This window comes from Paenibacillus methanolicus (assembly GCF_008124765.1).
Classification (GTDB): Bacteria; Bacillota; Bacilli; order Paenibacillales; family Paenibacillaceae; genus Paenibacillus_Z; species Paenibacillus_Z methanolicus.
In genome coordinates, this window is sequence record NZ_VNHS01000006.1 from 19,413 (window position 1) to 42,582 (window position 23,170).

Consider the following 23,170-nt stretch of genomic DNA (forward strand, 5'->3'; position numbering starts at 1 on the left):
CTTAACCTCCTGCCCGGAATGCTACGATTCCGGCTTCAACTCGATATAAACTTGCTTCAATTGAGAGATGACCCGATGAAGCGAATAATCCCGCTTGGCCTTGTTCCAGGCGTGCCTTGCCATATTGTAACGGAATACGGGATCCGTAATGACTTTCTCGAGCGCATCGCTAAGGGCAATCGGATCCTCCGGCGGCACGAGCAAGCCGTTCACGCCGTCCTCGATTTGTTCGGAGATGCCGCCCACGTTCGTACCGATCAGCGCGAGCCAGCAGAGCGCGGCCTCCGCGAACACCGAGCCGAATGCCTCCGCGCGGGACGGCAAGACGAAGACGTCGAAGAAAGGCATGAATTCTTCCGGATGAAGCATGTACCCGTAAAAAATAATATCGTCGTATAAGTCCAACTGCAGCGCGAGCTGCTCGAGTTCCGGGCGAATCGGGCCGTCGCCGATAATATGAAGCACGAACGGATGGCCGCGGCGCTTCAGCTCCGCGCAGGCGCGGAGCAGAACGTCGAGCCCCTTCGCCGGCACAAGACGGCAAACCGTAATCAACTGGACAACCTCGTTCTCGTGGGAAATCGGCTTAAATCGCTTCTCGTCGAAGCCGTTCGGAATGACGGCGATCGCTTCGGGCCGATCCACGTATGGCGTCAAGTAGCTCCGGAACGACCCGGATACGGTCAGCATCCGGTCCGCCTTATGCTCCAGTTCGCGGTAGATGGAGGTTAGGAACTTATGCTCCGGTCCGCCTTCGGCGATCTTCCCGTTCAGGATCAGCTCGCGCTCGTAACTCGAATGCACCGTCATCGCGAGCGGCGTGTCCGGATACAGCTGCTTCATGACGAGCGCCGCGATCGGATGATGGGCATGGACGAGATCGAAGCGCTTCGTCATGCGAAGCTTCGTCCACCATACGTAATCCCGGTACGTCTGCAAATATTTATCCACGATAGGATGCCCTTCGAACGGCTTCGGGTCGAACGTCTCGAAGACGACCTCTTCCTGTCCTTTTCCCCGGACCCGCTTCGGCAGCGAGAACAGCTCCATGGGCCAGCCGATCTTGTTAAACCGGTCCTGGATATACGGGATCATGGACGAGACCCCGCCCGGCTGCTCCGGCGGAAAAAACAGCGCCTGCAAAATCTTCATAGGCTTCCTCCTAAACGGCAGACAGTTTGCCGCCTGCCTCAAACATGATATACTAGAACATATGTTTCTGTAAAGTTAGCGAAAATGATAGGAAACGAACGTCAAGGAGACCTCTGATTATGACAACGCCTCATTGGCTGGCCGGACCGGGCGGGCAATCATTTGCCTCGGCCAGCGTCGTTACGATCGTCGCCCTCATGCTATTCATGGCCATCCGATTGCACCGCATGTACAAACGCAACGGCGTTTACCGTTTGCTCATCGGCGTATTGGCCGCCATTTTTGCCCAGTACGGCTTTTTGCTGTCGCAGTCCGCCAGCGATCTATCGGGCTATCCCGATTTGCTAATCTTGCAATCGCTGCTTAGCCTGCTGTCTTTTATCATTATAAACTTTGTGTTCATGAAATTGTATACGCAGCCTTCTTCCAGATTAAAGGGCATGCCCTTCCTGGTGCTCGGCGCGGGCGCCCTCATCGCCGCGGGGGCCGGGCTTTCGATCGAACCCGCCGCCATCGCCGAATCGGGGAATGTCCCCTTTTACGGCACGGTGGCCCTTGATCTATACGGCTTGGTCGTCATCTCGGCGATTATGCTCAGCAGCAGGGGCATCGAACAGCGGATGCCGTATTCCGCCAGTCTGATCGTCTATTTGATTTACCACGTCGTCGGTTTGGCGGAGCGGTATCTCTTCCACGGCGAAGTGGCGCTCACGGCATTCGTCTATAACTGGCTGCCTGCTATCTATTATACGCTCCTATTCGTGCTCTTGTTCGAGTGGGTCGTGGAGAGACTCGTCACGACGTTCCATTCTTCCATAACGGATGGTTTGACCTCGCTCTATAACCGCAAGCATTTTCAGAAGAAAGCGGATAGCGCGATGCGGGAGCAGGGGCAGATCGCGATTATTTTTTGCGATATCGATAATTTCAAGCGGCTGAACGATACGCACGGCCACCACAAGGCGGACGGCGTGCTCAAGCAGATCGCGGAGATTCTAAAAGAAGAAACGAGCGGGATCGGCGCGGCCGGACGTTACGGCGGCGAAGAGCTGCTCGCGCTCATATCCGCTCCCGGGGCGAACGCCGAGCAGGTCGCGGAGACCATTCGCAGCCGAGTCGAGAAAGAAACGATCGTCACCGTCAGCGTCGGCGTCAGCGCGGGGAGCGGTTGTCCGGTTCTGGACGTCGTGAAGCAAGCGGACGAAGCGATGTATCAATCCAAGACGACCGGCAAGAACAAAGTGTCGCTGCATCCGAACATGCCGAAGCTGACGAAGTCGCGATCGCGCGCCAAACCTCAGTCCGCGAAACGTAAGGCGGCCGGAGACAGCGAATAGAAATGGAGCCAAGAGCAAATCAAGAAGCCGCAGATGCATCGCATCCGCGGCTTCTTGATTCTATTCCGTTCCTGCCCTAAGGACCGCCGCCAGCGGCTTCCGCGTTGCTAGGCTTTGTATGAAATCGGATCGACGCGCCCCGCTTCAGCGAATCCCTTCAGCCGCAGCCTGCAGCTGTCGCATTCGCCGCACGCTTCCGCCTCGCCGTTGTAACAGGATGTCGTAAGCTCATAAGGGACGCCCATGCGCGTGCCTTCGCGAACGATATCCGCTTTGGTCAAATCGAGCAGCGGCGTCTGAATCGTAATCGGTTTTCCTTCCACGCCGACTCTCGTCGCGAGCGTCATTACTTCCTGCACTTTGGCGATAAATTCCGGGCGGCAGTCGGGATACCCGCTGTAATCGAGCGCGTTCACGCCGATGTAGATGGCTTCCGCCCCGACGGCTTCGGCGTACGAAGTCGCGATCGACAAGAACATCAAATTACGGCCTGGCACGTAGGTCACCGGAATCTCGCTCTCCTGAACGTCCGCCTCATCCGCCACCTTCGGCACATCGATCGCGTCGTCCGTCAGCGCGCTGCCGCCGAACTCGCGGAGGAAGCCAAGTTTCACTTCCTTATAGCGCTGCGCCACGCCGTAGAACTCGGCTACCTTGCGCGCGTTCGTAAGCTCGATCCGATGCCGCTGGCCATAGTCGAACGTAATCGGATACAGTGCATAGCCGGCTTCTTTCGCGAATCCCATGCATGTCGTGCTGTCCAGACCGCCGCTCAGAATGATTACGGCTTTCTTCTCTTCGAGCTTGCTCATGAGAACGTTCCACTCCAATCGTTATACGCCCCGCTTGGCAGGGTCCCAAATAATTTTGTGCAGCTGCAAGTTCAATTTGATGCCCGGTCTTCCGCTAGCCAATATTCGCTCGACGAGCTTGGCCGGCGGCATGCTCTCCCAGACGGGACTAAACAACGGCAGCGCGGCCGTCGGATACCGATCCAGCGCCTCAAGCGCCGCATCGAAATCCCGATCCGTCGCGATGACGAATTTCAGTTCGTCCTGCGGCCGAAGAAGCGCGAAATTCTCGTGTATCATCTTCTCGTTCTCGCCGGAGTCCGGCAATTTATAGTCCATGACATAACGCGCCTTGGGCGAACGGATGCCAGCCAAGAAAGGAGCCAAATCGATTGCGCCGTTCGTCTCCACATGGACGTCGACGATCCGTTCGATGTCGCATAGCGCTTCTAATAGTGCCGCAGACCGGTTGCCGTATAGCAGCGGCTCTCCGCCCGTAAAGCAAATATGCGCGGCCTTGTACTCCCGTTCGACTTGACGGACGATATCGCCGATGGACATGGTGAACTCGGCTTTGGCCGGGGGATAACTGTAAGTTGTATCGCACCAGACGCAGCGCAGGTTACACCCGAATAAACGGACAAAAACGGTCGGATAACCGGCGCGGGTGCCCTCGCCTTCGACCGTTTCGAATATTTCCACCATCGGCAGCCGGATCGCCATGGGATCGCGCGTTGCCTCTTCGCCGTTATTCGCCATATTCGCCCGCCTCCATCAGCTCGCGCGTAACGGCCGCGTAGCTCGTCGGCGTCTCCCATAGCTTCGCTTCCTCTAGCCGGACGTTCGGCGCGTAGCCTTCTTCGGCCAGCGCCTTCGCGATCTGCTCGTAGATCCATACGACCATGTTCTCGGCCGTCGTGTTCATCGGCGGCAGCACGTCGTTCAAGTAACGATGGTCTAACTTGTCGATGACCCGCTCCTTGGCGATACGCTTAATGTCCGAGAAATCGATCGTGAGCCCGCGGTAATCGGTTTTGCCGGACATGACAATCTGCAGCTTGTACGTATGGCCGTGCATGCTTTTACATTTACCTTCGTATAAATGCAGGTGATGCGCGCTGTCGAACGTGAATTCTTTCGATACGAGCACCCTTCGGTTATGGTAGCGCAGCTGGTCTTGCCTGATATCGGTCCCCAATTGCTGGGCTTTCTGCGGTATTTCGTAAGTCACGTAATTGTAGCACCTCGTCCATCTAGAAGTAGGCTCATTATAGCACGCCGGCACGTGCAGAACCAGCCTTTGCGCCTGCCAAGTCTTTCGATCGGGGCTGCCATTGCTAACCATCACTAAACGCGTCGCGATTAGGGAATACCATGACTGTACGAATAAGCAACAACACATCACAATTCACGGAGGTTATCATGAAAAAACAGCTCGTTGCTTTATCGCTGCTTGCCACCTTGTCGCTCTCCGGCGTCTCGACGGTTTCCGCTGACAACATGACCGACAATAACAACGTGAATCAAGGTCGAACACAAGGTTACGGCGCCAATGATACGCGAATGATGAACACGTACGGCAATAACGGGAACAACAACTTACGAGCTTATGCCGCTACCGATGACGACGGCTTTGAATGGGGCTGGCTCGGACTGCTTGGACTGCTTGGCTTGGCCGGCATGCGGGCTAAGGACCGTCATCGCGATCGCGAGAGAGCTTAGCATTTAAGCTGAATAAGGTTATTCGCTCACGCAAAAGACGCCTCTTCCCTTTCTTCTGCTGTCGCAGAAGGAATAAGAGACGTCTTTTTTAGGTCAAACTTATCGTAGATGCCAACGTCTAATTAGGTGAGCAAATGGCCGGTCATGATCGTGACCGCGCTCCCCGTAATGAATACGCGATCCTGCGCCAGCTGCAAACCGAGCTCTCCGCCCCGTCGGGAAGCTTGATAAGCGAGCAACACGTCCTTCCGCAGCCGTCGCTGCCAATACGGCGCAAGCGCGCCATAAGCGAAGCCGCTTACGGCATCCTCGTCGATGCCGTAAGCCGGCAAGAACACGCGCGACACGAAATCGTGCTCGCGACCGCGGCTCGTCACCATGACCGCTTGCGCGTGGAGACGGCTTAACAGAATCAGATCCGGCTTCAAGGTGCGGACCGTCGCTTCGCCGTCCACCTCGATCAGAACCCCTATGCGATTTCGGCCTACGAAGCGAGGAATGAGGCCTAACGCCTGAATCAACTCTTCCGGCGCATCCTCCCGCTCTGCGGGTTCGGCGGGAAAGTCGAGCCGGATCCCGTTCTCGCGCTTCGTCGCCGTCAGCAATCCGCACCGGGTGTGGAATCGAACTTCGACGTCTTGATCCAACATCCCCTGCTCGTACACAAAGTGGGCCGCTGCTAGCGTCGAGTGGCCGCATCGTTCGATCTCGCCTGTCGGCGCGAACCATCGCAGACTATAGCCGTCCTCGGACTTCTCCAGAAAAGCGGTCTCTGGCGCGTTCAACTCGGCTGCCGTCTTCTGCATCCAGTCCTCGTCCTTCTTCTCCTCCAGCCAACATACCGCCGCCGGGTTGCCCCCGAACGGCACCGAAGCGAACGCGTCAATTAGCGCAATGGGTATGGCCATAACCTGTCCTCCTACTTCGCAAGTCCCGTCGACTCCGATGTCTGCTTGAATGCCGCGGACGACTTCTTCCGATTGACGACCACGATGCCCAAGCTAACAAGGAGCAGCGCCGCCAACACCGACAGATGCAGCTGCTCGCCGAGCAGCAGCGCGGACTGCAGGACGCCGAAGACCGGAATTAAGAACAGATACATCGAAACGCTGCCGACCGCATTGTATTTCATAACGTTGTTCCACAACATGAAGGCAACCGCGGATACGAGCGCCAGATGGAGAAGCATAAGCGAAGACTTCCCGTCGAAGGCGAACGGCGCAAATCCGCTTTTCCAGCCGGAAATCAGCATTAGCGCCACGCCGCCGAGCAGCATCTGGTAGCCGTTCAAATACGTGACGCTGTAAGCGGACGCGCCTCTGCGGGAGATCAGATTCGCCGCCGCCGAGAAGAAGGAAGAGGCCATCAGCAGAATTTCGCCCACGGAAAATATCGGCCCGCCGGTATGAGCCGCGTTCGAGAAGCCTAGCACCGCTAAACCCGAGAAGCCGATCAAGAGACCCGCGGCTTTCGTACCATTTAACCGATCGTCCCGATAGACGAAATGGGCGAGCGCGATTTGGAAGAACGAGATCGTCCCCGCGATGACCGCGCCGATCACGCCGCTGCTGAGCGCCATGCCGGCATAAAAGCAGATATACTGCAGCACCGTCTGAAATAACGCGATCGGGGCCAAGATGCGCAGGCTGCCTGGTTGATAGGCGAGCCGTTCCCGGCGGGCCAGCATGAAAAGAAGAATGAGCAGCCCGGCCAGCGTGAATCGGTAGCCGGCAAACAATAGCTGCTCAAACGTATCCGTGCGTCCAATGTCCAAGGAAGAGTAGCTCCACTTGATGAACGGGTAGGAACTTCCCCATAATAACGTGGCGAGTCCGGAAGCGGCCAAGATGCCGAGCGGATGCCGGTAAAATCGTTCTGCGGTAATCAAGATGCAAGTTACTCCTTTATTGATGCTGCTCAATCGGAATCAGCAGGTCGACCGGCTCCTCCTCAAGATGTTCATCGATATAATAAATTTCGAGCGAAACGGCATTATCCCGTTTCACCAAACGCTGTTCGTTCATCCAGGACAACAGCGCCTCGTAGCCTTCGCCGATTCGCTTGTTCGTACATCGTACCATCGCATACGTACGCTCCGGTATGGTAAATTGGACCATCCCTTCCGGCACGTGGTCGAGATGCGAGCCCGCTTCCCAGCAAGCCAGGTAGCTGACGAATACTTCGTTGCCGAAATACGGGCAATGCAGCAAGTTCGTGTCGATCTCGCCCTGAATTTCATGCTTACGGGACAAAAACTCGCTTTGCAATCGGATCGCTTCATCCGGTATCGCCGAGTAAGGTCCGCAGTAACTGAGGCCGACGAGATGGATGACGGGTTTTATCACTACTGCACAATTGTTCAACGCGATAAACCTCCCTTAAGCGAGTATTGGCGGTCGCCATCCCCGTTGTTGAAGGACAGCTCTCGCTGCCGCGCATATGTCCAGTGTACCACGAAGAGAATCGGCTTAGGCAACAAATTCTGGAATTACCATGTTAATTTGAGGTCAAGTTGTCCCGCAGCCATCGACGGATCCATCAAAGAGCAACGGTCTGTAACGATGATCGCATCTTCCGAAAATGCGTTCTTGGGAACCGAGCGCCTCCATGAATGGCAGTCGTTCGCGCTGCTCACAGCGGGATACTCTCGTAATGCTCGACGACCGGGAACGGATCATAATAATGATGCAGCAGCCGCTTCCACTCCTGGTAGCCCTCCGATTGACGGAAGCCTTCGACGTGGTCTTCCAATGTCTCCCACCAGACGAGCAGGACGTACTGCCCTTCTCGTTCCAAGCAGCGCTGCAGCTCATGGCGAATATAACCCTTCATCGAGGCGATGATCGATGAGGCTTGCTTAAAGGTATCGACGAACGATTCGTTCATTTCTTGTTTTACGTTCAATATAGCGACTTCGAGTATGATGGCGACTTCCTCCGTTTCGTTAGACGCGGCCGATGTAGAGCTCGGCTAGATAATGAAAAGGCACTCTGCCCTGCTGCTCATGGCTGTTGAACAAGGTCGTTAGCGCCTGCGTGAACAGCACATGCGCCTCCGTGCCGGATGTCGGAGTGTACGACGACGACGACGCGCGGCCGATTAATTCCGGCAGCGAGATCCACTGCTCGTTCACGTATTCGACGCGTTCGTAAGCGCCGTTCGCGAAGAACGCCTCGAAATCGCCCGGCGTCAGCCGGCGATGGCCGACGTTCTCATAATCCGGCGAGAAGGCGTGCAGCAGCGCCTCGTATTCCACGGCGAACCGATTGCCCGACGCGTCCCGCGTGTTCCAGACGAGCGCCACGGTACCGCCGGGCTTCAGGATGCGGCCGAACTCCGCTCGCGCCGCCGAGGGGTCGAACCAGTGGAACGCCTGCGCGCTGACGACCGCGTCCACCTCGGCATCGGCAAGCGTCGTCTCTTCGGCGGAAGCGGCCACCGAGCGGAACCGGCCCAGCTGCAGCGGGCTGACCGCCTGCTCGGCGGCGACCCGCATGTCGTCGTTCGGCTCGACGGCCAGCACTTCCAAATCCCGATCGAGCAGCAGCCGGGTAAAGATGCCCGTCCCCGCGCCTACGTCCGCCACTCGATCCCCGGCCTTCACGCCGGCGAGCCGGAACCACGCGTCGATCAGCGCAGGCGGGTAACTTGGCCGAAATTTGACGTAATCCTGCACCCGGTTCGAGAACCGCGTTTTGCTATCCATACGATCAACCCCTCTCCGAATTCACGCCAGCGGTATCGGTTTACTTCGACGGCGTCTCGCCGCAATAGCGAACGACTTCTTCATAGGGGAGCGTGCCGCCGAATATATCGAGCGCGCTGCCGATCGTGATGCCAAGACGGCCTCCGGTCAGCTCGCGGAATCGAGCCAGATCTTCGATCGATCTCGCGCCGCCGGCATACGTCGTCGGAATAGGCGACGCGTCCGCGAGCAACGTGACCAGGCTTTCCAGAATCCCGCTGCGCTTGCCCTCGACATCGACGGCATGCACCAGAAATTCGTCGCAATACCGCGCCAGCTCGCGAAGGTTCTCCGGATTCACTTCGAAATCGCTGAACGTCTTCCATTGATTCGTCACGACATACCATTTGCCGTCCTTTTGCTTACAGCTTAAGTCGATGACGAGCCGATCTTTGCCGACGCGTTCCACGAGCCCGCGCAGCCGGTCCATGTCCAGCGCCCCATCGTGGAAAATATACGACGTGACGATGACGTGCGAAGCGCCGCGCTCCAAGTAATGCAGCGCGTTATCCGCCGTAATGCCGCCTCCGATCTGCAAGCCGGCCGGATATTCGGCAAGCGCTTCGAGCGCCGCTTCCTCGTTGCCGCCGCCGAGCATGATGACGTGACCGCCGCGCAGCCCGTCGCGCTTGAACAACGCCGCGTAGTGTCCGGCGCCGAGCTCCGACACGAAATTTTCCACTACGCCGCCTTGCGCCGCGCTGGCCGTTAACGTTTCGCCGACGATCTGCTTTACTTTGCCGCCGTGCAGGTCGATACAAGGTCTAAATTCCATCGTTAGTCTCCATTCTATCGCGTTCGTGTAGATAGTCGTGCGAGGTCCTTGCCAGTTGCTTATGCCGAGATTTGGCGCTGCGCCAAGACATCCGGAAGTTCAGCCAGCCTATGTAACATATAGTTCGGATGGTATTCGGACGGAAGCTCGGCACGGGACGGATTGTAATAGCAGAAGTCGATGCCGCTCGATATCGCACCGCGATAATCATCCGACAGCGAATCGCCGACAAAGAGAACTTCCTCTTTCGAACACCCGCTTGCTTCCACCGCCAAGGCGAACAGCGCCGGATCCGGCTTCCATAAGCCCACTTCGTCGGAAATCAGCAGATGGTCGAAATAACCGAATAAACCGCTCGCGTGCAGCCGTCCCCGCTGGGCCGCCCCGATCCCGTTCGAGATTACGCCGAGCGCGTACGATCCGCGAAGCCGCTCGAGCAGTTCCCCGGCGCCCTCCATGACGTGCGCCGCGCCGCAGAATAACTCCCAATATGTACGGGTCATCGGGGAAGAAAGCTCTTCGTCCCAGCCGAGCCGCGAGAGCGTGTCCCGGAATGATAAATCCAACACCTGCGAGATCGCAAGATTGCGCTGCACCCGTTCTGTCCAATACGTCCAATTGATCGGCGTAAAAACGGAACGGAACCCTTCCCACGCATAATCCGGGCGCTGCGTCAATCCGTGCCGCTCCATCGTGAGCTGCATGCAGAGCAGTTCGCTTTGATCGTAATCCAATAGCGTATGGTCTAAATCAAACCAGATGGCTTTGTACATCTATTCTTCTCCTTAACTCGCTTTGGCGCCGCCTGCGAACCATCGCCGGTACATCCAATAGCCCAGCAACGCGCCGACCGTGTTCAGCATGAGATCGTCGACGTCGAAGCTGCCGCGCTGGCTAATCAACTGCAAACATTCCAACATCAACAATATGACGACGAACAACAGGATAAACCGAAAACCGGACATTTTTCGCAAATAAGGGACCGCAAGCCCGAACGGCATGAATACCGCGATGTTGCCGACGACGTTGATCGCCCAGTTCTTGGCGTTGAAATGGTCCGCGTGCAGCATGTACATTTTGATCGTGTGGAACGGAATCAAGTTATACTGGTATCCGGGATACGGCAAGTGCGTGCGCCCGAATCCGAAGAACATCCAATAGAGCAGCAGCAAGGTATACGAGACGGTAATCAACATAGCCGCTGTTTTCATAATGCCCCCTTACATCGGCGGGGAAGGCGGCAACCGCCGCCTGGCCGCCTCTTCGGCCGCACTCTCGCAGGCCGCAAGCATGTCGTGCAAATAATCGAGCGCGTCTTGCCTTCGCGCCGAGGCGGAGCGATATAAGGATGATTCCCCAGACCGCCAACGCAGCGCCTCGATCACGATCGGATGGCGACTGGCGGGGAGCTGTTCCAACGCGTAGGCGCCTGCGCCCGCTTTGGTCGTAATCTCGTTCTCCCGGAACGTATAATACAGCCGCGTCAATCCGAGCACGCCCCATTCCACCGCGCTTCTCGCATACAGCGCCATCCCTTTGCGCGAATATAGCTTGGCCGACTCGGTCACCCACGGCCGCCAATATGCGGCGACGTTCTCCCGCATGCGCGAGAGGAGCCGGTCCCAATCCACCTCATAGTCCAATTCTCGCATGCTGCCGTATAACGCGATGCCCTGTTTCTTCAGCTGATGCCACGTAACCAGGTTGCATTCGAACCAATCGGCTTCGTGAAACCGGCCGCCATAGTAACAGGGATAAGGCGAAATCTCGTGAGGCAGCTTGCCAAGCCGATCGCGCGTAACGTAGATGCCGTTCATCTCCGGCGATGGCCGCTCTCGGCCGACGTTCCGGTGGATAGCGGCAAGCCGTCCGCTCTCTTCCGAGTTAAGCGCCCGCTCCAGCAAGGCGACGAAATCGATGTCGCTCCGGTTCGGCGTATAGCCGCCCATCGCGATCGAGCCGTATAGAAAGAACCCTCGGATGGACGTCAAGCCTGCCTCATGCACCTGAACCGCATACTCTTCCAGCACGCCGCGCACTTCCGGATGAAGACGGCCCAGCGCATCGCCGTTCAGCCATGCCGCGGCGGTTCCTCGATCCGACATCGGCACACCGCCTATCGCAATATTTTTTGCAAGCAGATCAAATCCAGCCAACGATCGAACTTATACGCAACTTCCCGGTAGTGCGCGCATGGGATGTAGCCATGCTTGCCGAACAGCTTCAAGCTGCCTTCGTTCTCGCTGCAGATGGCCGCCACGAGCGAATGAATGCCGGACTCCCGGGCTAGCTGCTCCAGGAACGGCACCGCGGCTTTGCCGATGCCTCGGCCGGTGTAGGCCGGATCGAGATAGATCGTGATTTCGGCCGTCACCTGGAACGCCGCTTTCTTCTTATGCTGCGTCATGAGCACGTATCCCGCGTATTGCCCATCCCACACAATGACGAACGAACGGTACAGCGGCGACACCGGCTCGATTAGCTGCCGCATGCCTTCCCGCGAGCAAAGCTCCAGATCGAACGATACCGTCGTGTTCGCCACATAATAATTGTATGTTTGTCTTACCTGATCCAAGTACTGCTCTTCATACGTTACGAATGCAAGATTGTCCATGATGACCGTTCACCTTTCCGCGCTGCTAGTCTGATAGGATTGAGTTACCGCCCGCCGTGACGCGGACAGGCGGCGGATAACCTATATATTACTATACGGGCGCGGCGTTCTCTATCTTTTCGGACAAAAATAATTCCCTCCGCCGGCCGGCGGAACCCGGCCTCAGAAGACGCGCGGATCCCGCAGCGGGTGCCATTGGACGGAAGGAGAACCATCCTCCGCGATCGACATGGTGCCGGTATACACTTGATCCGGTAGCGGATCGTCGCGATAATGCCGCAGCATCGCGTGATGGATGGCGGAGGAATGCAGGTTCATCGCGTTCTCCAGCTCATGCCACTCCAGCTCCCCTTCCTCCGAGGCGGTCACGTCCGTCCGCAGCGCTTCCCCGACGTAAATGAACTGCTGCCGGATCTCGTTCTCTTTGAGCCTAAGCAGGATGTATTTGAGCCGCAAATTCACGATGTCCCGCTCCCGCAGACCGGTCTCCTCTTCAATCTCCCGCAAGCAGGCCGCATACGGATCATTCAACTCGCCTTCCTCCATATGGCCGCCGATCGCCGCGTAGAAAGGCGACGTCTGCCGCTGCCATTTCGATCCCCGTTTATGCATGAGCAGCACCTTCGTCCCGTCGAAAAGCAGCGCCGCCGCAAGCTGTCGAAGCCGAATCGTCATCGCGCGTCCCCGCTTTTCGCTGCCTCACGAACATACACAGGCGGCGCCGCGATACGGTCGCCTCGGGTTGTCGGCGCGGAGATCACGAGGAACTCGACCGGTTCGGCCGCTTCGTTACGAATGCAATGACGCAACCCGGATGCGACTTCAATGCCTTCCTGCCGCTGCAAATGGTGCTGCTCCCCTTCTATCTCCATGACCGCCGATCCGCTCAGCACGAAGAAAAATTGATGGGCTCGCTCATGATAGTGCCGTTCTTCCGACGTTCCCGCGGGCATCCGTTCATGGATGATGCTTTGATCGGGACGATCGACCAGCCGCCAACCGTCGCAATCGTCTCCCCATTTGTAGTGCGGCGCAGCCGCTTTGTTCGTCTTCATGGCGTATCCCTCCGACTAGTCGATTCCATTATCCTGCTAATACATGCGTTGTTCGTAAGTTTCCTTCATCCCTTGCGCGACCTTCGCTTCGTCTACGTCCGGCGCTCCGACGTGGTCGGCAATCATCCGCGCGATCGGCGTAAATTCCGTCAAATCCGGCCATTGCTCCGCCTCCCATACATGAGAACGCTTGAACGCCTTGCCGCAGTGCAAATAACATTCCGTCACGCGCATGCCGATGCCGAGCTTCGGTACTTTCCCGAAGGCGCTCATACGCGCCAACAGCTCCGCGTCCCGGACGATCCAAGCTTCCCCGTTCACGCGCAGCACCTCGTCCAAGCCGGGAATGACGAACACGAGGCCGATTCGCGAATTGTCCAAGAGATTGCGGTAAGCATCCATGCGCCGGTTGCCCGGCCGCTCCGGCAGGACGAGGTGCCGCTCGTCCAGCACGAGCGCGAAGCCCGGCGCGTCTCCCCTGGGAGAGACGTCGCACTCGCCGCGTCCGTTCGCGGTCGCGACGAAGACGAGCGGCGAGCGCGCCATAAACTCCGCGCAATGCCGGTCGATACGCCCGATCGTCTTGCGCCGGACAACCGGATTCGGTTCGCCGAGCAGCTGCCGGAGTTCGTCCTCCGAGCGGATGAAGTCCTTGAAGGGCAGGTCTTCCGCCGAATCGCGCGCGGACGCTTCACTTCGTACGCTCGGCTGCTGCCTTGCAGCCGGCATTTCGTACAGATTGGCGCTCCAGCCGTTATCAAAACTGACGGAATCGACGAATCGCAATCCAGCATTCTGATACAATCGATTCAGCCGAGGATTATCCGCCATGCAGTCGAGTCGGAACGTACCGCGTCCCTGCCGGGCGATGTATTCGCCGGCCCAACGCAGCACCGCCTCCCCAATGCCCTGCCCCGCATGCTCCCTTGCGACCGCGAAGCGATGCAAATAGCCGCTGTCCTCATTGTCGCGCTCGCCCCACGCGGACGGGTCCGACCAGGCGATGAGGAACGTGCCTACGAATGCTTCGCCGCGATAGACGAGGAAATACTCGCTCCCTTCGGACATCTCCGATCTGATGCCGTCCAGCGAGAAATATTCCGGTCGCCATTGGTTGATGCCTTGTGCCATTAGCCACCGTGCCGCCTCCGTCAACAAGTTCAGAATGCGCTCGGCATCGGCTTCACCCGCCCGTTTAAATACCAATTCATCAATTGCATTTCCCATACCAGCCCTCCCGCGCGGCATTTCCGCGCGTTTCCGCCATAATTTTTGAACTACTATAACATAGCTCTCAATTTTTGGAAACCGGATCCCGCAGAGGGACGACGGAATAGGAAAAAGCCCCAATTCCAGGCGAACAGCCGGAAGCGGGGCGAATAGCCGGATTCGAAGTCTCTAGCGAATCAACCGATCACGATCACATAGACGACGCCCGGACCGTGAACCCCGATCGTCAAATCGTTCTCGATGTCGGCCGAGCGGCTCGGTCCCGAAATAAAATGCACGCCGGCCGGCAGCTTCTCGCGTCCGTCGGCGTCAAGCGGCATTAAAATTTCGCCTAATCTGGTTACCAAGCGATCGACCGGCAGCAACGCCATCAGCACCGTCGGCAGCAAGCTGACCGAGCGGCCTTTATCCTTGTCGGACAGAACGGCGAGCGATCCGGTATACGCGGCAGCATGATCGGCCAGCACGACGCCGAAGTCAGCCTGCGCGGCCAGCGCCTTCCATGGCTTGCCGGGATCGTCGTTCCAAACGGAGACGTCGCAGCCGGGGAGCGCCTCCTCGAGTCCAAGCGCTTCAAGCGCGTCTTCTTGCTGGCGGACGATGTAATGCGCGCTCATCTCCTTCGCCTTCTCCGCGATGAAGGCCGAGGCGGCCGCCAAGTCTGGCACGCGGACGACGTGCCCGCCCGCGCTCCGGAAGTTGGCGGAGAACCGCTCGATTCTCTCCTCCATCGGCCATTCGAATCCCTGCCAGAACGAAGGCGCGCCTTTGTACGGATGACCGGCTGGCGGTTTGGCCGTCTCGCGCCCTAGTCGCCCCGCTATGTTGGCGATGAAGCTTTGTTGCTTCTCGCGCGCCTTCCGGTCCATTTCCTCAAGCCATTGTTCATGCGTCTGCGCCGTCTGGTCAGCCATGACCGTGTCCCCCTTCGCCCGCGCGGGCGTTCTTCATCGCTTCCATTCGCTTCTTCATCGCAGGGTCAAGCTCGGACAGCCCTTCGCGCAATTCCCGTTCGATCGTCCCCCAGCGCTGCCGGAACGATTCCTTGGCGAGGACCGGCGTCACGCGGTAGCGACTCCATTCCTTGAGCGGTCCGATGCTGAGCCGAATCTCGCCATCCCGAGCGACCAGGCCTTGGCCGAGCCGTCCGATGGCCAGAACCCCGCGCATGAGACGTGAACTGCCCATGACGCCGCCGAAGCCTTTCATGCCGGCGCCTTCCCATTTGTTGCCGTGTCCGCTTTCCACTTTGCGACGCCGCAAGTAGACGAGCATGTCGTGCAGCGGGATTTTGACCGGACAGGCCTCGTAACAAGCGCCGCACAAGCTGGAGGCGTTCGCGATATCGTCCCATTCCGCGACGTTCTGCTTCAGCGCCGGCGTCAACACCGCTCCGATCGGTCCCGAGTAGGTTCCGCCATACGCATGGCCGCCGATGTGGCGATAGACGGGACAAGCGTTCAGGCAGGCGCCGCATCGAATGCAATTCAGCAGCTCCTGGAATTCCGGATCGCCCAGCTGCAGCGAGCGGCCGTTGTCGATGATGATGATATGCATTTCGTCCGGTCCGTCCGCATCCTCGATCCGCCGCGGGCCCGAGATGGCGGACATGTACACGGTCAGCTTCTGTCCGGTCGCCGACCGTGGAAGCAGCGTCGCCATCACCTCCAGGTCGGTGAAGCTCGGAATGATGCGTTCCATGCCCATGAGCGTTATCTGCGTCTTGGGCACCGTCGATACCATGCGGGCGTTCCCTTCGTTCTCGAAGAGGACGATCGAACCGCTCTCCGCAATCGCGAAATTACAGCCTGTCATGCCGATGTCCGCCTCGAGGAACTTCTCCCTCAGCTTCTTGCGCACGAACCCGGCCAGCACGGACGTATCCGGCTCAAGCCGCTCCCCCGCCTCGGCCGACAACAGGTCGGCGATCTGGTACCGGTTCTTGTGGATGGCCGGGATGATAATATGAGACGGCGTCTCGCCGGCGAGCTGAATAATGTATTCGCCCAAGTCGGTCTCGATCGCCTCGACGCCGATCGTGCCCAGATGATGGTTCAAGTGCAGCTCCTCGGTGACCATCGACTTGGACTTGACAACCGTCTTCGCCTGTTTGCGCGCAGCGATCGCCAACGAGATCTGAACCGCTTCCGCGGCCGTGTCTGCAAAATGCACGTAAGCGCCGTTCGCCCTGGCGTTGTCCGCGAACAAATTCAAGTAATAATCGAGATGCGCGATCGTGTGCAATCGGATTTGCCGGCCTCTCTCCCGCCACTCGTCCCAGTTGCCGTGCTCTTCCGACGCGTTCTTCTTGCCGTTGCGAAGCCGCTCGGTCGTGAAGCGCACCGCCTTGCGCAGAAACTCGTCGTTGAGCGCCAGCTCCGCGCGCTCCTTCACCGTGGCTGCCGAATGGTTGCCGCTCATGACCGGGTCGCTCCTTCATACAATAATTCGGCCAAGTGCATGACGCGAACGGGTTCTCCGCGAAACCGCAGATTGCCCGCGATGTTCATGAGGCAGGCCATATCCAGTCCGACAAGCACTTCGGCTTCCGATTCCAGCACGTGATCGGCCTTCTCCGTTACCATCGCGCCGGAGATATCGCCCATCTTAACGGCGAAGGTACCGCCGAATCCGCAGCAATCCTCGGCGAACGGCAACGGTACGAGTTCCATTCCCTTGACCTGGCGCATCAGCGCGAGCGGCTCTTCCTTCACGCCGAGCAGGCGGCTGCCGTGGCAGGACGGATGGTACGTCACCTTGTGCGGGAAGGTCGCGCCGACGTCCGTCACCCCGAGCACCTGCACGAGAAACTGAGTAAATTCGTACGACTTATCCCGCAGCGCGCAAGCCCGCTTGTGCTGCTCGGGGTCCTGCTCGAATAACTTCGGGTAGTGATGAATCATGCCCGTACAAGAGCCAGAAGGCGAAATGACGAAATCGCTATCCTCGAACGCATCCAAAATCGTGGCTGCGCTGTCGCGCGCAGCCTGCCAGTAACCGCTATTGAAAGCGGGCTGACCGCAGCAGGTCTGCACGGACGGGAAATCCAAGCGGATCCCGTATTTCGCGAGCAGCCTGACCATCGCCTCGCCGACTCGGGGGTAGATGACGTCGCTTAAACAGGTAATGAATAGAGAGACTTTCATGTGCGCACCTCGCTGCATGGAATGAGAGCTTATTCGCGAACCGTATGCTCGTTAGTTGAGCTTAGTTTATCAGGTTATCAGACATCTTGACAATGAAAAGTTGTAATGATCGCGCATGAGCCAATAGTCGAATAACTAGGATTCGCTTTCACTTGAAAATAAAAAAATCGCGAAGCGGTCCGCGACGCCATGACCTTAGCATGACGACGCGACGCGTTCCGCTGCCCAACGCGCAGACTCTATCGCGCTCGCCTACACCGTCGTTACGACGATGCCTTGCTCCCGAAGCGCTTCGACCGCGGCGGCGGTCGCCGTTCGGTCGGTGATGACCTCGTGCACCGCGTCCCATCGCGCGACTTGGGCGAACGCTTGGCTGCCGAATTTGCTCCCGTCCGCTAGCAAAATCACCCGGTCGGCGATGCCGATCATTCGCTGTTTGATTCGCGCCTGCAGCTCGTTCGACTCGCTGATGCCGCGTTCCAGATGCGCGCCTTTGCACGAGAGAAACAATTTATCGACGTGGTAGGCATCCAGCGATCGCTCCGCCAAGGGACCTATGAACGACAGCGACCGCGGCGCGACGATCCCGCCCGTGGCGATCACTTCGATTCTTTCTTTCGTGCTCAACTCGGCCGCGACTTTAATGGAATTCGTCAAGACGGTCAACGGGATATCCGGCATGCTGGCCGCCATGTACCACGCCGTCGTGCTCGCATCGAGCAGAATACGGTCTTTCGGCATGATCTGCCTGACCGCTTCCTGCGCGATCTGGCGCTTCTCGTCCGCATACAGCACTTCCCGTTCCGAATACGGCGTCTCCGCTTGCCCTTCTTTCACGCTGACCGCGCCGCCGTGCGACCGGCGCAGTCTACCCGCGGCTTCCAGCCGGTCCAGGTCGCGGCGGATGGTCTCTTCCGTCACCTGGCACAACTCGCTCAGCTCAGTCACTCTAATGCTGCCCCGCTCATTGACGAGCTGGACGATTTTCTCGTATCGTTCCGCAACCAACATACGGGCGCCCTCTTTCTTATTTCAATGGATAGGCCATAACGGACATGAGCGCGTTCTCCGCTTGCGTCGCGTCCAGTCTGCTATATTGCACGATGACCGGGATATCGCTGATGAGCTCGATCGCATAAGGCACGCCGGTTGGAATGCGCTCGCCGTTCTTCGCAAGCCCCGAGGTCCGGATATGTTTCGTTCTCCGACCCGGCACGACGACGAGCATGCCTTCGATCGGTTCGCGGTCTTCGAAAAATACGGTAATGCTTAGCAACGCCTCTTCGGACGAACAATTGAGCACGCAAATCGATTCATGGCTCTCGAGCGTTCCCGCGCTCGTCGGCGGGATATACCCGTCGGGAATAATCCACTGCTTGGCGCCTTTTGCTTGATTCATCGCATTTCCTCCTGCTTCCATATGAAGTTTATCCGTTCAATCCCTTTTGCATAATTCTGAAAATCTGTGTTTACTTCCGTTTTCATTAGAATAACATGAATTTCTTCGTTTGAATATGTTATACGCCAAAAATATTCTTGTATTTCAAGGTGAAACGGCTGATGCCCTCTATTAGCGGCGCGGCGCGTTTCATACCCGAAGCAGGTATATCGTCCATTGTCCCGCGCGTTTTTGCTCCCGCAGGCCCAATTCCGCCTGAATGGGATTCGGCGATCGCCAATGCGTGTAATGTAATCTGATATCTATGCGGCGGCAGCTTGCCATCACGCGCGTCACCCGGTCCTTCGCAGCAGATCCGGCTGCATTCGCCGCCTTGCGATTATGAGCATGATGGGAGGTCTTAATGTTCGTGCATGTTCCACTCGAGCGGGCCACGGATCCCCGCCCTGATAGTCCGATCCGCCATATCGCGACGCCAAGCGCCTTTGCGCAGGCATCTCTATACTATGTGCAAGAAACCGGCTGCGGCCGCATACGCGAGAAGTGCTTTTTGGAGCGCGACACGCTCGGCTCGTATTTGATCGTTTACACCGTTTCCGGCACCGGCACCTTAACGTACCGAAATCAGTCGCACCGGCTCCGTCCGGGCGAAGCGGCTTTTATCGACGGGCAGCATCACCACCGCTTCGGTTCGGACGCGAACAAGGAGTGGGAGCTGTACTGGGTGTACTTTAACGGCGCCGGCGTCCGAACGTACTACGAGCAGTTCGCCGAACAAGAGAAGCCGCTAGCCGCGCTCCTGCCCGACTCGCAGCTTGGCCAGCTGTTCGAGCGGCTGCAGCGGGAGCAGCTTATTCCCGACCTGCGCGCGGAGCTGGTCGCCTCGTCGATTCTCGTGTCCATGATGACCGAGGTCGTCCTCGCGGCGCACCAATATTCGTCCAGTAATCCGGCGTACCCGCCGCTTATACAAGGCGTCATGCAAGTAATCGACCGCGATTACCGGCAGCGGCTGACGCTGGACCGCCTGGCCGACCGGTTCGAAGTCAATAAATTTCATTTGGCCAAATTGTTCAAACGCTGCACCGGCACGACGCCTGGCGAATATATGATTAACCGCCGCATCACGCGAGCCAAGGAGCTGCTGCTGGATACGGCGCTGCCCGTCGGCGACATCGCTCTGGAGGTCGGCATCGAGAATACGAGCCACTTCATCAACCTGTTCAAGGAACGCTCCGGCCTCACGCCGCTCGCATATCGCAAAAAATGGCAGCGCATATAGCGCTGCCATTTGCTTTGCACGAAAAAACTAACTATAGAAGACCAGATTGATGTCCCGCTTACTCAAGATTGTCGAAATTTTATCCCTTAACATCGACTCCTCGGTCACATCCCATTTGGCGCGCAAATACGTGATGGCCTCCTGCCTTAAGTCGTCGTACTTCTGCTTCTCCTTCTTATACTCCTTCGAGACGCTGCCCGCGTACAGGAACGAAGAGATCGCCACGAGCAGGAATAGCGTCGCCGCCGTGCTGCCGCCGAGGTAGTTCAGAATGTCGAAGACGTTCGAGCTCGAGACGCGGCTCAGCTTGTACAGCCAAAATAAAAGCACGACCGCCACGCCGCCGTTGACGATCGCGAGCAGCGTTTGCCTCCGCTTCAACCCGTCCACTTTTTCCTTGCGTTTCACGACTTCCTTCAACACGCCCTTGGCGTCCGCCGATATCGGCAGCTCGTCGATCTGCTCCGCGACCGTCCGCATCTCCATCACCTCAATGGATATATATGCGGCTTGGCCGAATCCTGAACTATTCCAGACGGCTGAGCTGGGCTAAATAATCGAGAACGGTGTAGGAGACGAGCGAACGGTCGCGCGCGACGATCGGCACGGAATCCGGCTTCTCGCCGAGTATCCCGTTCTGCAGGATCGCCGCCTTGAAGCCCCGCTCCCGCGCCCCGTTAAACGTAAACGTCACGCAATGCTCGGCCGCATAGCCCGCCACCACCACGAGTCCGACCGCCTGCTCGGCTAACAATTCTTCCAGCTCCGTATTCCAAAAAGCGTTAGACCACATTTTCTCGATATACCGGTCGCCATCCGCCTGCGTTATTTCTTCGATGATCCCGAGCTTCTCCGGCGCCGCGCTCGTCGCCTCTTCCATATCCTGTACATGGACGACCAGATGTCCGCTGTCCCTTAGCAGCCTGGCCGTATAATTGATATATTCGCAAGCGCGAGACAAGTCGGGATAGACCGGCGCGTCTTTGACGAACAAATGCTGCATGTCGATGATAAGCAAAGCGATTTTCATATCCATTCCTCCGTTATCGTCGTAAATAATCGTCAATCAGGCCGACAAGATCCGCCAAGTCCATGAGCACGCCGTCATGCTCGTCGGGCGCTTCGAGCAGCTGGTCGTATTTCCAGACGCCCATCAGCCCGGCCGCGCGGCTTCCCGCCACGTCGCTCACCGGATGATCGCCGACGTACATCGCCTCGTGCGGCTCCACGTCGAGCTTGTCCAGCATCCGATGAAAAATCGCCGCATCCGGCTTGCGCAGCCCTTCCCATTCCGAGAAAATCACCTCGTCGAACAAATCCGCGAAGCCGAGCGCCCGGAAGTTCGCCGACTGGAATTCCCCGTAGCCATTGGAGATCAAACCGATACTTAGCGACCGGGCACGCAGCGCTTCGAGCATGCTCCCCGCGTTCGGAAACGGTCGGCTGTGGTGCCGGAAGCCTTCCCAATAATCCGCCAGCAGCGTCTCCCACCGCAAATCGAATCCGAATTCCGCGATAAGCCTCCGATACACTTCGTCCTTCCAGACGTAACCGCGCTGGTCGAGCGCGATGAACCGTTCCATGTAAGCTGACCGGGGAATCCTCTGTAGTTGAGGAATCCGCGCATATTGATCCTTCAGGAACTCGCGCAGCGATGCGTCCCGGTCGAGCAGCGTGCCGTCCAAGTCGAAGATGACCGCTTTCACCATTCGTGTTCATCGCCTCCCCCGTATTCACTCCATCGCCGCATTACGCAGCACCATATGAAGGTGATCCTCCCAGCAGCCGTTGATGAACAAATATTTCAATGCGAGCCCTTCTTCGTAAAAGCCCAGCTTGCGCACGACGCCGAGCGAGGCTGCGTTGCGCGGCATAATGTTCGCCTCGATCCGATGGAGGCCAAGCTCGTCGAACGCATGCCGGATCATTGCCTGCAGCGCTTCCGTCATCAATCCCCGGTTCGCGTAAGCCTCATCCAGCCGGTAGCCGAGATGACAGGAAAGAAAAGCGCCGCGCACGATATTGCTGATCGTGACGGAACCGACCACCTTCGCGGTCTCGTCCGCCGGAGAGAGCCATGCTTTGACTTGCTCGCCCCGCGCGGATCTCGCGGCATCCTGCCGCAGCAGCTCGACCTGCGCGTCGAGCGTATAGTAGTCCTCTTGCCTGCGTGCTTCCCAGGACTCCAGAAAATCGCGGTTGCGCCGCACATAGTCCAGCACCGCCTCCGCATCGCATTCCTCTATTTCGCGAAGTATCAGTCGTTCGGTCCGCATGTGCATTGGTTATCGCGCTCCTTGCCCTTAATCTTGCTGCATACTTAATGAAAGCGATCGAACTGCTTGCCGGCTCGCCCCATCAAGTCAAAGATTTTCCGAACCGATAACCCGTCACCGCGTAACCTTGCCGCTTATAGAACGCATGCGCCCGCTCGCGCTCCGGCTTGATGCCGCTCGTCAGCACGACCGATTCGGCGCCTGCCCTGATCGCCCATTGATCCGCGAACGCCATTAGCGCTTGTCCGATGCCGACGCCTTGCTCCTCTTCCTTCACGACGAGAAGCGATACTTGGGCAATGGGATTCGCATATTCCAGCGCCCGCAACAGTCGCAGACAAATGAGGCCGACCGCGAGACCGCTCTCGCCGCGTACCGCCACGTAGGTCTGCACCGTATCCTCCGTCTCCAGCGCCGCAATACGCGACGCTGTCTCTTCCGCTCCGATCGGATACCCCAGGTCGGCCACCAGCTCCGCCACATCCGCCAAATATCGCCGTTCGTATGGCACAATCTCCATCTGTCCGTTCTCCCTTCCGCGCAAGCCGTCCATGCGCCTTCACTATATCATATCCGGATCGGCTTGATAATCTTTCCTAGTTTAGCGGATCATCCCCTTAGCGCTAGAATGCCGGCTACACATTTG

Annotated in this window: 30 protein-coding genes; 3 read left to right on the forward strand and 27 right to left on the reverse strand. The window is 58.0% G+C overall.

Features of this window, described 5'->3' with window-relative positions:
- Positions 1–21: 21 nt before the first annotated feature.
- Positions 22–1,152, reverse strand: a complete 1,131-nt coding sequence (locus BCM02_RS16290) for a glycosyltransferase family 4 protein (protein WP_148930184.1) — start codon at positions 1,150–1,152, stop codon at positions 22–24.
- 119 nt (positions 1,153–1,271) lie between these two features.
- Between BCM02_RS16290 and BCM02_RS16295 the strand changes: the two genes are divergently transcribed.
- The gene (locus BCM02_RS16295; protein WP_148930185.1) at positions 1,272–2,489 is read left to right on the forward strand and encodes a GGDEF domain-containing protein; all 1,218 of its coding nucleotides are present in this window, start codon (positions 1,272–1,274) and stop codon (positions 2,487–2,489) included.
- Positions 2,490–2,596: 107 nt separating this feature from the next.
- On the opposite strand, the gene queC is transcribed toward BCM02_RS16295, so the two are convergent.
- Genes queC through queD form a run of 3 tightly spaced genes read right to left on the reverse strand, consistent with a single transcriptional unit; the run spans position 2,597 to position 4,511 of the window.
- Positions 2,597–3,301, reverse strand: coding sequence for a 7-cyano-7-deazaguanine synthase QueC (queC, locus tag BCM02_RS16300; RefSeq protein ID WP_148930186.1), 705 nt, complete (start codon positions 3,299–3,301; stop codon positions 2,597–2,599).
- A gap of 21 nt (positions 3,302–3,322) precedes the next feature.
- Positions 3,323–4,039, reverse strand: coding sequence for a 7-carboxy-7-deazaguanine synthase QueE (locus BCM02_RS16305; RefSeq protein ID WP_148930187.1), 717 nt, complete (start codon positions 4,037–4,039; stop codon positions 3,323–3,325).
- A complete protein-coding gene (gene queD, locus BCM02_RS16310; RefSeq protein ID WP_148930188.1) occupies positions 4,029–4,511 on the reverse strand; it encodes a 6-carboxytetrahydropterin synthase QueD in 483 nt (160 codons plus the stop codon). The genes BCM02_RS16305 and queD overlap by 11 nt, the downstream gene beginning before the upstream one ends.
- A 191-nt stretch (positions 4,512–4,702) precedes the next feature.
- Between queD and BCM02_RS16315 the strand changes: the two genes are divergently transcribed.
- Positions 4,703–5,002, forward strand: a complete 300-nt coding sequence (locus tag BCM02_RS16315; protein WP_148930189.1) for a WGxxGxxG family protein — start codon at positions 4,703–4,705, stop codon at positions 5,000–5,002.
- Between the two features lie 122 nt (positions 5,003–5,124).
- Here the strand turns inward: BCM02_RS16315 and BCM02_RS16320 are convergent, their stop codons facing one another.
- From BCM02_RS16320 to BCM02_RS16405, 18 genes are all read right to left on the reverse strand, one after another.
- Positions 5,125–5,910, reverse strand: coding sequence for a PhzF family phenazine biosynthesis protein (locus tag BCM02_RS16320; protein ID WP_148930190.1), 786 nt, complete (start codon positions 5,908–5,910; stop codon positions 5,125–5,127).
- Between the two features lie 11 nt (positions 5,911–5,921).
- Positions 5,922–6,890, reverse strand: a complete 969-nt coding sequence (locus tag BCM02_RS16325; protein WP_246183411.1) for a DMT family transporter — start codon at positions 6,888–6,890, stop codon at positions 5,922–5,924.
- Between the two features lie 16 nt (positions 6,891–6,906).
- Positions 6,907–7,365, reverse strand: coding sequence for an effector binding domain-containing protein (locus tag BCM02_RS16330; protein ID WP_148930191.1), 459 nt, complete (start codon positions 7,363–7,365; stop codon positions 6,907–6,909).
- A 268-nt stretch (positions 7,366–7,633) separates the two neighbouring features.
- A complete protein-coding gene (locus BCM02_RS16335) occupies positions 7,634–7,927 on the reverse strand; it encodes an antibiotic biosynthesis monooxygenase family protein (protein WP_148930192.1) in 294 nt (97 codons plus the stop codon).
- A gap of 19 nt (positions 7,928–7,946) precedes the next feature.
- The gene (locus BCM02_RS16340) at positions 7,947–8,708 is read right to left on the reverse strand and encodes a class I SAM-dependent methyltransferase (RefSeq protein ID WP_148930193.1); all 762 of its coding nucleotides are present in this window, start codon (positions 8,706–8,708) and stop codon (positions 7,947–7,949) included.
- Between the two features lie 40 nt (positions 8,709–8,748).
- Entirely contained in the window at positions 8,749–9,522 is a 774-nt protein-coding gene (gene hisA, locus BCM02_RS16345; RefSeq protein ID WP_148930194.1) for a phosphoribosylformimino-5-aminoimidazole carboxamide ribotide isomerase, read from the reverse strand.
- Positions 9,523–9,581: 59 nt separating this feature from the next.
- A complete protein-coding gene (locus BCM02_RS16350) occupies positions 9,582–10,295 on the reverse strand; it encodes an HAD family hydrolase (RefSeq protein WP_148930195.1) in 714 nt (237 codons plus the stop codon).
- A 12-nt stretch (positions 10,296–10,307) separates the two neighbouring features.
- On the reverse strand, positions 10,308–10,733 hold the full coding sequence (locus BCM02_RS16355; protein ID WP_148930196.1) for a VanZ family protein: 426 nt from the start codon (positions 10,731–10,733) through the stop codon (positions 10,308–10,310).
- A gap of 9 nt (positions 10,734–10,742) precedes the next feature.
- Complete coding sequence (locus BCM02_RS16360) at positions 10,743–11,627, reverse strand: nucleotidyltransferase domain-containing protein (protein WP_148930197.1); 885 nt, start codon at positions 11,625–11,627, stop codon at positions 10,743–10,745.
- A gap of 11 nt (positions 11,628–11,638) precedes the next feature.
- Entirely contained in the window at positions 11,639–12,136 is a 498-nt protein-coding gene (locus tag BCM02_RS16365) for a GNAT family N-acetyltransferase (RefSeq protein ID WP_148930198.1), read from the reverse strand.
- A 162-nt stretch (positions 12,137–12,298) separates the two neighbouring features.
- The gene (locus BCM02_RS16370) at positions 12,299–12,811 is read right to left on the reverse strand and encodes an NUDIX domain-containing protein (protein ID WP_148930199.1); all 513 of its coding nucleotides are present in this window, start codon (positions 12,809–12,811) and stop codon (positions 12,299–12,301) included.
- Positions 12,808–13,191, reverse strand: coding sequence for a cupin domain-containing protein (locus BCM02_RS16375; RefSeq protein ID WP_148930200.1), 384 nt, complete (start codon positions 13,189–13,191; stop codon positions 12,808–12,810). The genes BCM02_RS16370 and BCM02_RS16375 overlap by 4 nt, the downstream gene beginning before the upstream one ends.
- Before the next feature lie 36 nt (positions 13,192–13,227).
- Positions 13,228–14,418, reverse strand: a complete 1,191-nt coding sequence (locus BCM02_RS36490) for an MSMEG_1061 family FMN-dependent PPOX-type flavoprotein (protein WP_187434251.1) — start codon at positions 14,416–14,418, stop codon at positions 13,228–13,230.
- 179 nt (positions 14,419–14,597) lie between these two features.
- Complete coding sequence (locus BCM02_RS16385) at positions 14,598–15,335, reverse strand: LutC/YkgG family protein (RefSeq protein ID WP_148930202.1); 738 nt, start codon at positions 15,333–15,335, stop codon at positions 14,598–14,600.
- Positions 15,328–16,842: a LutB/LldF family L-lactate oxidation iron-sulfur protein gene (locus BCM02_RS16390; protein ID WP_148930203.1), complete on the reverse strand. Its 1,515-nt coding sequence runs from the start codon at positions 16,840–16,842 to the stop codon at positions 15,328–15,330. The genes BCM02_RS16385 and BCM02_RS16390 overlap by 8 nt, the downstream gene beginning before the upstream one ends.
- Positions 16,839–17,567, reverse strand: a complete 729-nt coding sequence (locus BCM02_RS16395) for a (Fe-S)-binding protein (RefSeq protein WP_148930204.1) — start codon at positions 17,565–17,567, stop codon at positions 16,839–16,841. Before BCM02_RS16395 ends, BCM02_RS16390 begins: the two co-directional genes overlap by 4 nt.
- Before the next feature lie 252 nt (positions 17,568–17,819).
- On the reverse strand, positions 17,820–18,578 hold the full coding sequence (locus BCM02_RS16400; RefSeq protein WP_148930205.1) for a DeoR/GlpR family DNA-binding transcription regulator: 759 nt from the start codon (positions 18,576–18,578) through the stop codon (positions 17,820–17,822).
- A 16-nt stretch (positions 18,579–18,594) separates the two neighbouring features.
- Complete coding sequence (locus BCM02_RS16405) at positions 18,595–18,966, reverse strand: sensory rhodopsin transducer (RefSeq protein ID WP_148930206.1); 372 nt, start codon at positions 18,964–18,966, stop codon at positions 18,595–18,597.
- A gap of 409 nt (positions 18,967–19,375) precedes the next feature.
- On the opposite strand from BCM02_RS16405, the gene BCM02_RS16410 reads away from it, so the two are divergent.
- On the forward strand, positions 19,376–20,248 hold the full coding sequence (locus BCM02_RS16410) for a helix-turn-helix transcriptional regulator (RefSeq protein ID WP_187434252.1): 873 nt from the start codon (positions 19,376–19,378) through the stop codon (positions 20,246–20,248).
- A gap of 27 nt (positions 20,249–20,275) precedes the next feature.
- Here the strand turns inward: BCM02_RS16410 and BCM02_RS16415 are convergent, their stop codons facing one another.
- The 5 genes from BCM02_RS16415 to BCM02_RS16435 all read right to left on the reverse strand — a co-directional run bounded on the left by BCM02_RS16415 (position 20,276) and on the right by BCM02_RS16435 (position 23,044).
- Complete coding sequence (locus BCM02_RS16415; RefSeq protein ID WP_187434253.1) at positions 20,276–20,728, reverse strand: DUF2663 family protein; 453 nt, start codon at positions 20,726–20,728, stop codon at positions 20,276–20,278.
- Between the two features lie 46 nt (positions 20,729–20,774).
- A complete protein-coding gene (locus tag BCM02_RS16420; protein WP_148930209.1) occupies positions 20,775–21,278 on the reverse strand; it encodes a cysteine hydrolase family protein in 504 nt (167 codons plus the stop codon).
- Between the two features lie 13 nt (positions 21,279–21,291).
- Positions 21,292–21,957, reverse strand: coding sequence for an HAD family hydrolase (locus BCM02_RS16425; RefSeq protein ID WP_148930210.1), 666 nt, complete (start codon positions 21,955–21,957; stop codon positions 21,292–21,294).
- Positions 21,958–21,981: 24 nt separating this feature from the next.
- On the reverse strand, positions 21,982–22,530 hold the full coding sequence (locus BCM02_RS16430; protein ID WP_148930211.1) for a GNAT family N-acetyltransferase: 549 nt from the start codon (positions 22,528–22,530) through the stop codon (positions 21,982–21,984).
- A gap of 76 nt (positions 22,531–22,606) precedes the next feature.
- The gene (locus BCM02_RS16435) at positions 22,607–23,044 is read right to left on the reverse strand and encodes a GNAT family N-acetyltransferase (RefSeq protein ID WP_187434254.1); all 438 of its coding nucleotides are present in this window, start codon (positions 23,042–23,044) and stop codon (positions 22,607–22,609) included.
- Positions 23,045–23,170: the final 126 nt, after the last annotated feature.

What these genes read in the sequence shown, in the direction of transcription:
- BCM02_RS16290 (WP_148930184.1), bottom strand. Translation starts at nt 1,152, where the DNA reads ATGAAGATTTTGCAGGCGCTGTTTTTTCCGCCGGAGCAGCCGGGCGGG.
- BCM02_RS16295 (WP_148930185.1), top strand. Translation starts at nt 1,272, where the DNA reads ATGACAACGCCTCATTGGCTGGCCGGACCGGGCGGGCAATCATTTGCC.
- queC (WP_148930186.1), bottom strand. Translation starts at nt 3,301, where the DNA reads ATGAGCAAGCTCGAAGAGAAGAAAGCCGTAATCATTCTGAGCGGCGGT.
- BCM02_RS16305 (WP_148930187.1), bottom strand. Translation starts at nt 4,039, where the DNA reads ATGGCGAATAACGGCGAAGAGGCAACGCGCGATCCCATGGCGATCCGG.
- BCM02_RS16315 (WP_148930189.1), top strand. Translation starts at nt 4,703, where the DNA reads ATGAAAAAACAGCTCGTTGCTTTATCGCTGCTTGCCACCTTGTCGCTC.
- BCM02_RS16320 (WP_148930190.1), bottom strand. Translation starts at nt 5,910, where the DNA reads ATGGCCATACCCATTGCGCTAATTGACGCGTTCGCTTCGGTGCCGTTC.
- BCM02_RS16340 (WP_148930193.1), bottom strand. Translation starts at nt 8,708, where the DNA reads ATGGATAGCAAAACGCGGTTCTCGAACCGGGTGCAGGATTACGTCAAA.
- hisA (WP_148930194.1), bottom strand. Translation starts at nt 9,522, where the DNA reads ATGGAATTTAGACCTTGTATCGACCTGCACGGCGGCAAAGTAAAGCAG.
- BCM02_RS16350 (WP_148930195.1), bottom strand. Translation starts at nt 10,295, where the DNA reads ATGTACAAAGCCATCTGGTTTGATTTAGACCATACGCTATTGGATTAC.
- BCM02_RS16355 (WP_148930196.1), bottom strand. Translation starts at nt 10,733, where the DNA reads ATGAAAACAGCGGCTATGTTGATTACCGTCTCGTATACCTTGCTGCTG.
- BCM02_RS16360 (WP_148930197.1), bottom strand. Translation starts at nt 11,627, where the DNA reads ATGTCGGATCGAGGAACCGCCGCGGCATGGCTGAACGGCGATGCGCTG.
- BCM02_RS16365 (WP_148930198.1), bottom strand. Translation starts at nt 12,136, where the DNA reads ATGGACAATCTTGCATTCGTAACGTATGAAGAGCAGTACTTGGATCAG.
- BCM02_RS16370 (WP_148930199.1), bottom strand. Translation starts at nt 12,811, where the DNA reads ATGACGATTCGGCTTCGACAGCTTGCGGCGGCGCTGCTTTTCGACGGG.
- BCM02_RS16375 (WP_148930200.1), bottom strand. Translation starts at nt 13,191, where the DNA reads ATGAAGACGAACAAAGCGGCTGCGCCGCACTACAAATGGGGAGACGAT.
- BCM02_RS36490 (WP_187434251.1), bottom strand. Translation starts at nt 14,418, where the DNA reads ATGGGAAATGCAATTGATGAATTGGTATTTAAACGGGCGGGTGAAGCC.
- BCM02_RS16385 (WP_148930202.1), bottom strand. Translation starts at nt 15,335, where the DNA reads ATGGCTGACCAGACGGCGCAGACGCATGAACAATGGCTTGAGGAAATG.
- BCM02_RS16390 (WP_148930203.1), bottom strand. Translation starts at nt 16,842, where the DNA reads ATGAGCGGCAACCATTCGGCAGCCACGGTGAAGGAGCGCGCGGAGCTG.
- BCM02_RS16395 (WP_148930204.1), bottom strand. Translation starts at nt 17,567, where the DNA reads ATGAAAGTCTCTCTATTCATTACCTGTTTAAGCGACGTCATCTACCCC.
- BCM02_RS16400 (WP_148930205.1), bottom strand. Translation starts at nt 18,578, where the DNA reads ATGTTGGTTGCGGAACGATACGAGAAAATCGTCCAGCTCGTCAATGAG.
- BCM02_RS16405 (WP_148930206.1), bottom strand. Translation starts at nt 18,966, where the DNA reads ATGAATCAAGCAAAAGGCGCCAAGCAGTGGATTATTCCCGACGGGTAT.
- BCM02_RS16415 (WP_187434253.1), bottom strand. Translation starts at nt 20,728, where the DNA reads ATGCGGACGGTCGCGGAGCAGATCGACGAGCTGCCGATATCGGCGGAC.
- BCM02_RS16420 (WP_148930209.1), bottom strand. Translation starts at nt 21,278, where the DNA reads ATGAAAATCGCTTTGCTTATCATCGACATGCAGCATTTGTTCGTCAAA.
- BCM02_RS16425 (WP_148930210.1), bottom strand. Translation starts at nt 21,957, where the DNA reads ATGGTGAAAGCGGTCATCTTCGACTTGGACGGCACGCTGCTCGACCGG.
- BCM02_RS16430 (WP_148930211.1), bottom strand. Translation starts at nt 22,530, where the DNA reads ATGCACATGCGGACCGAACGACTGATACTTCGCGAAATAGAGGAATGC.
- BCM02_RS16435 (WP_187434254.1), bottom strand. Translation starts at nt 23,044, where the DNA reads ATGGAGATTGTGCCATACGAACGGCGATATTTGGCGGATGTGGCGGAG.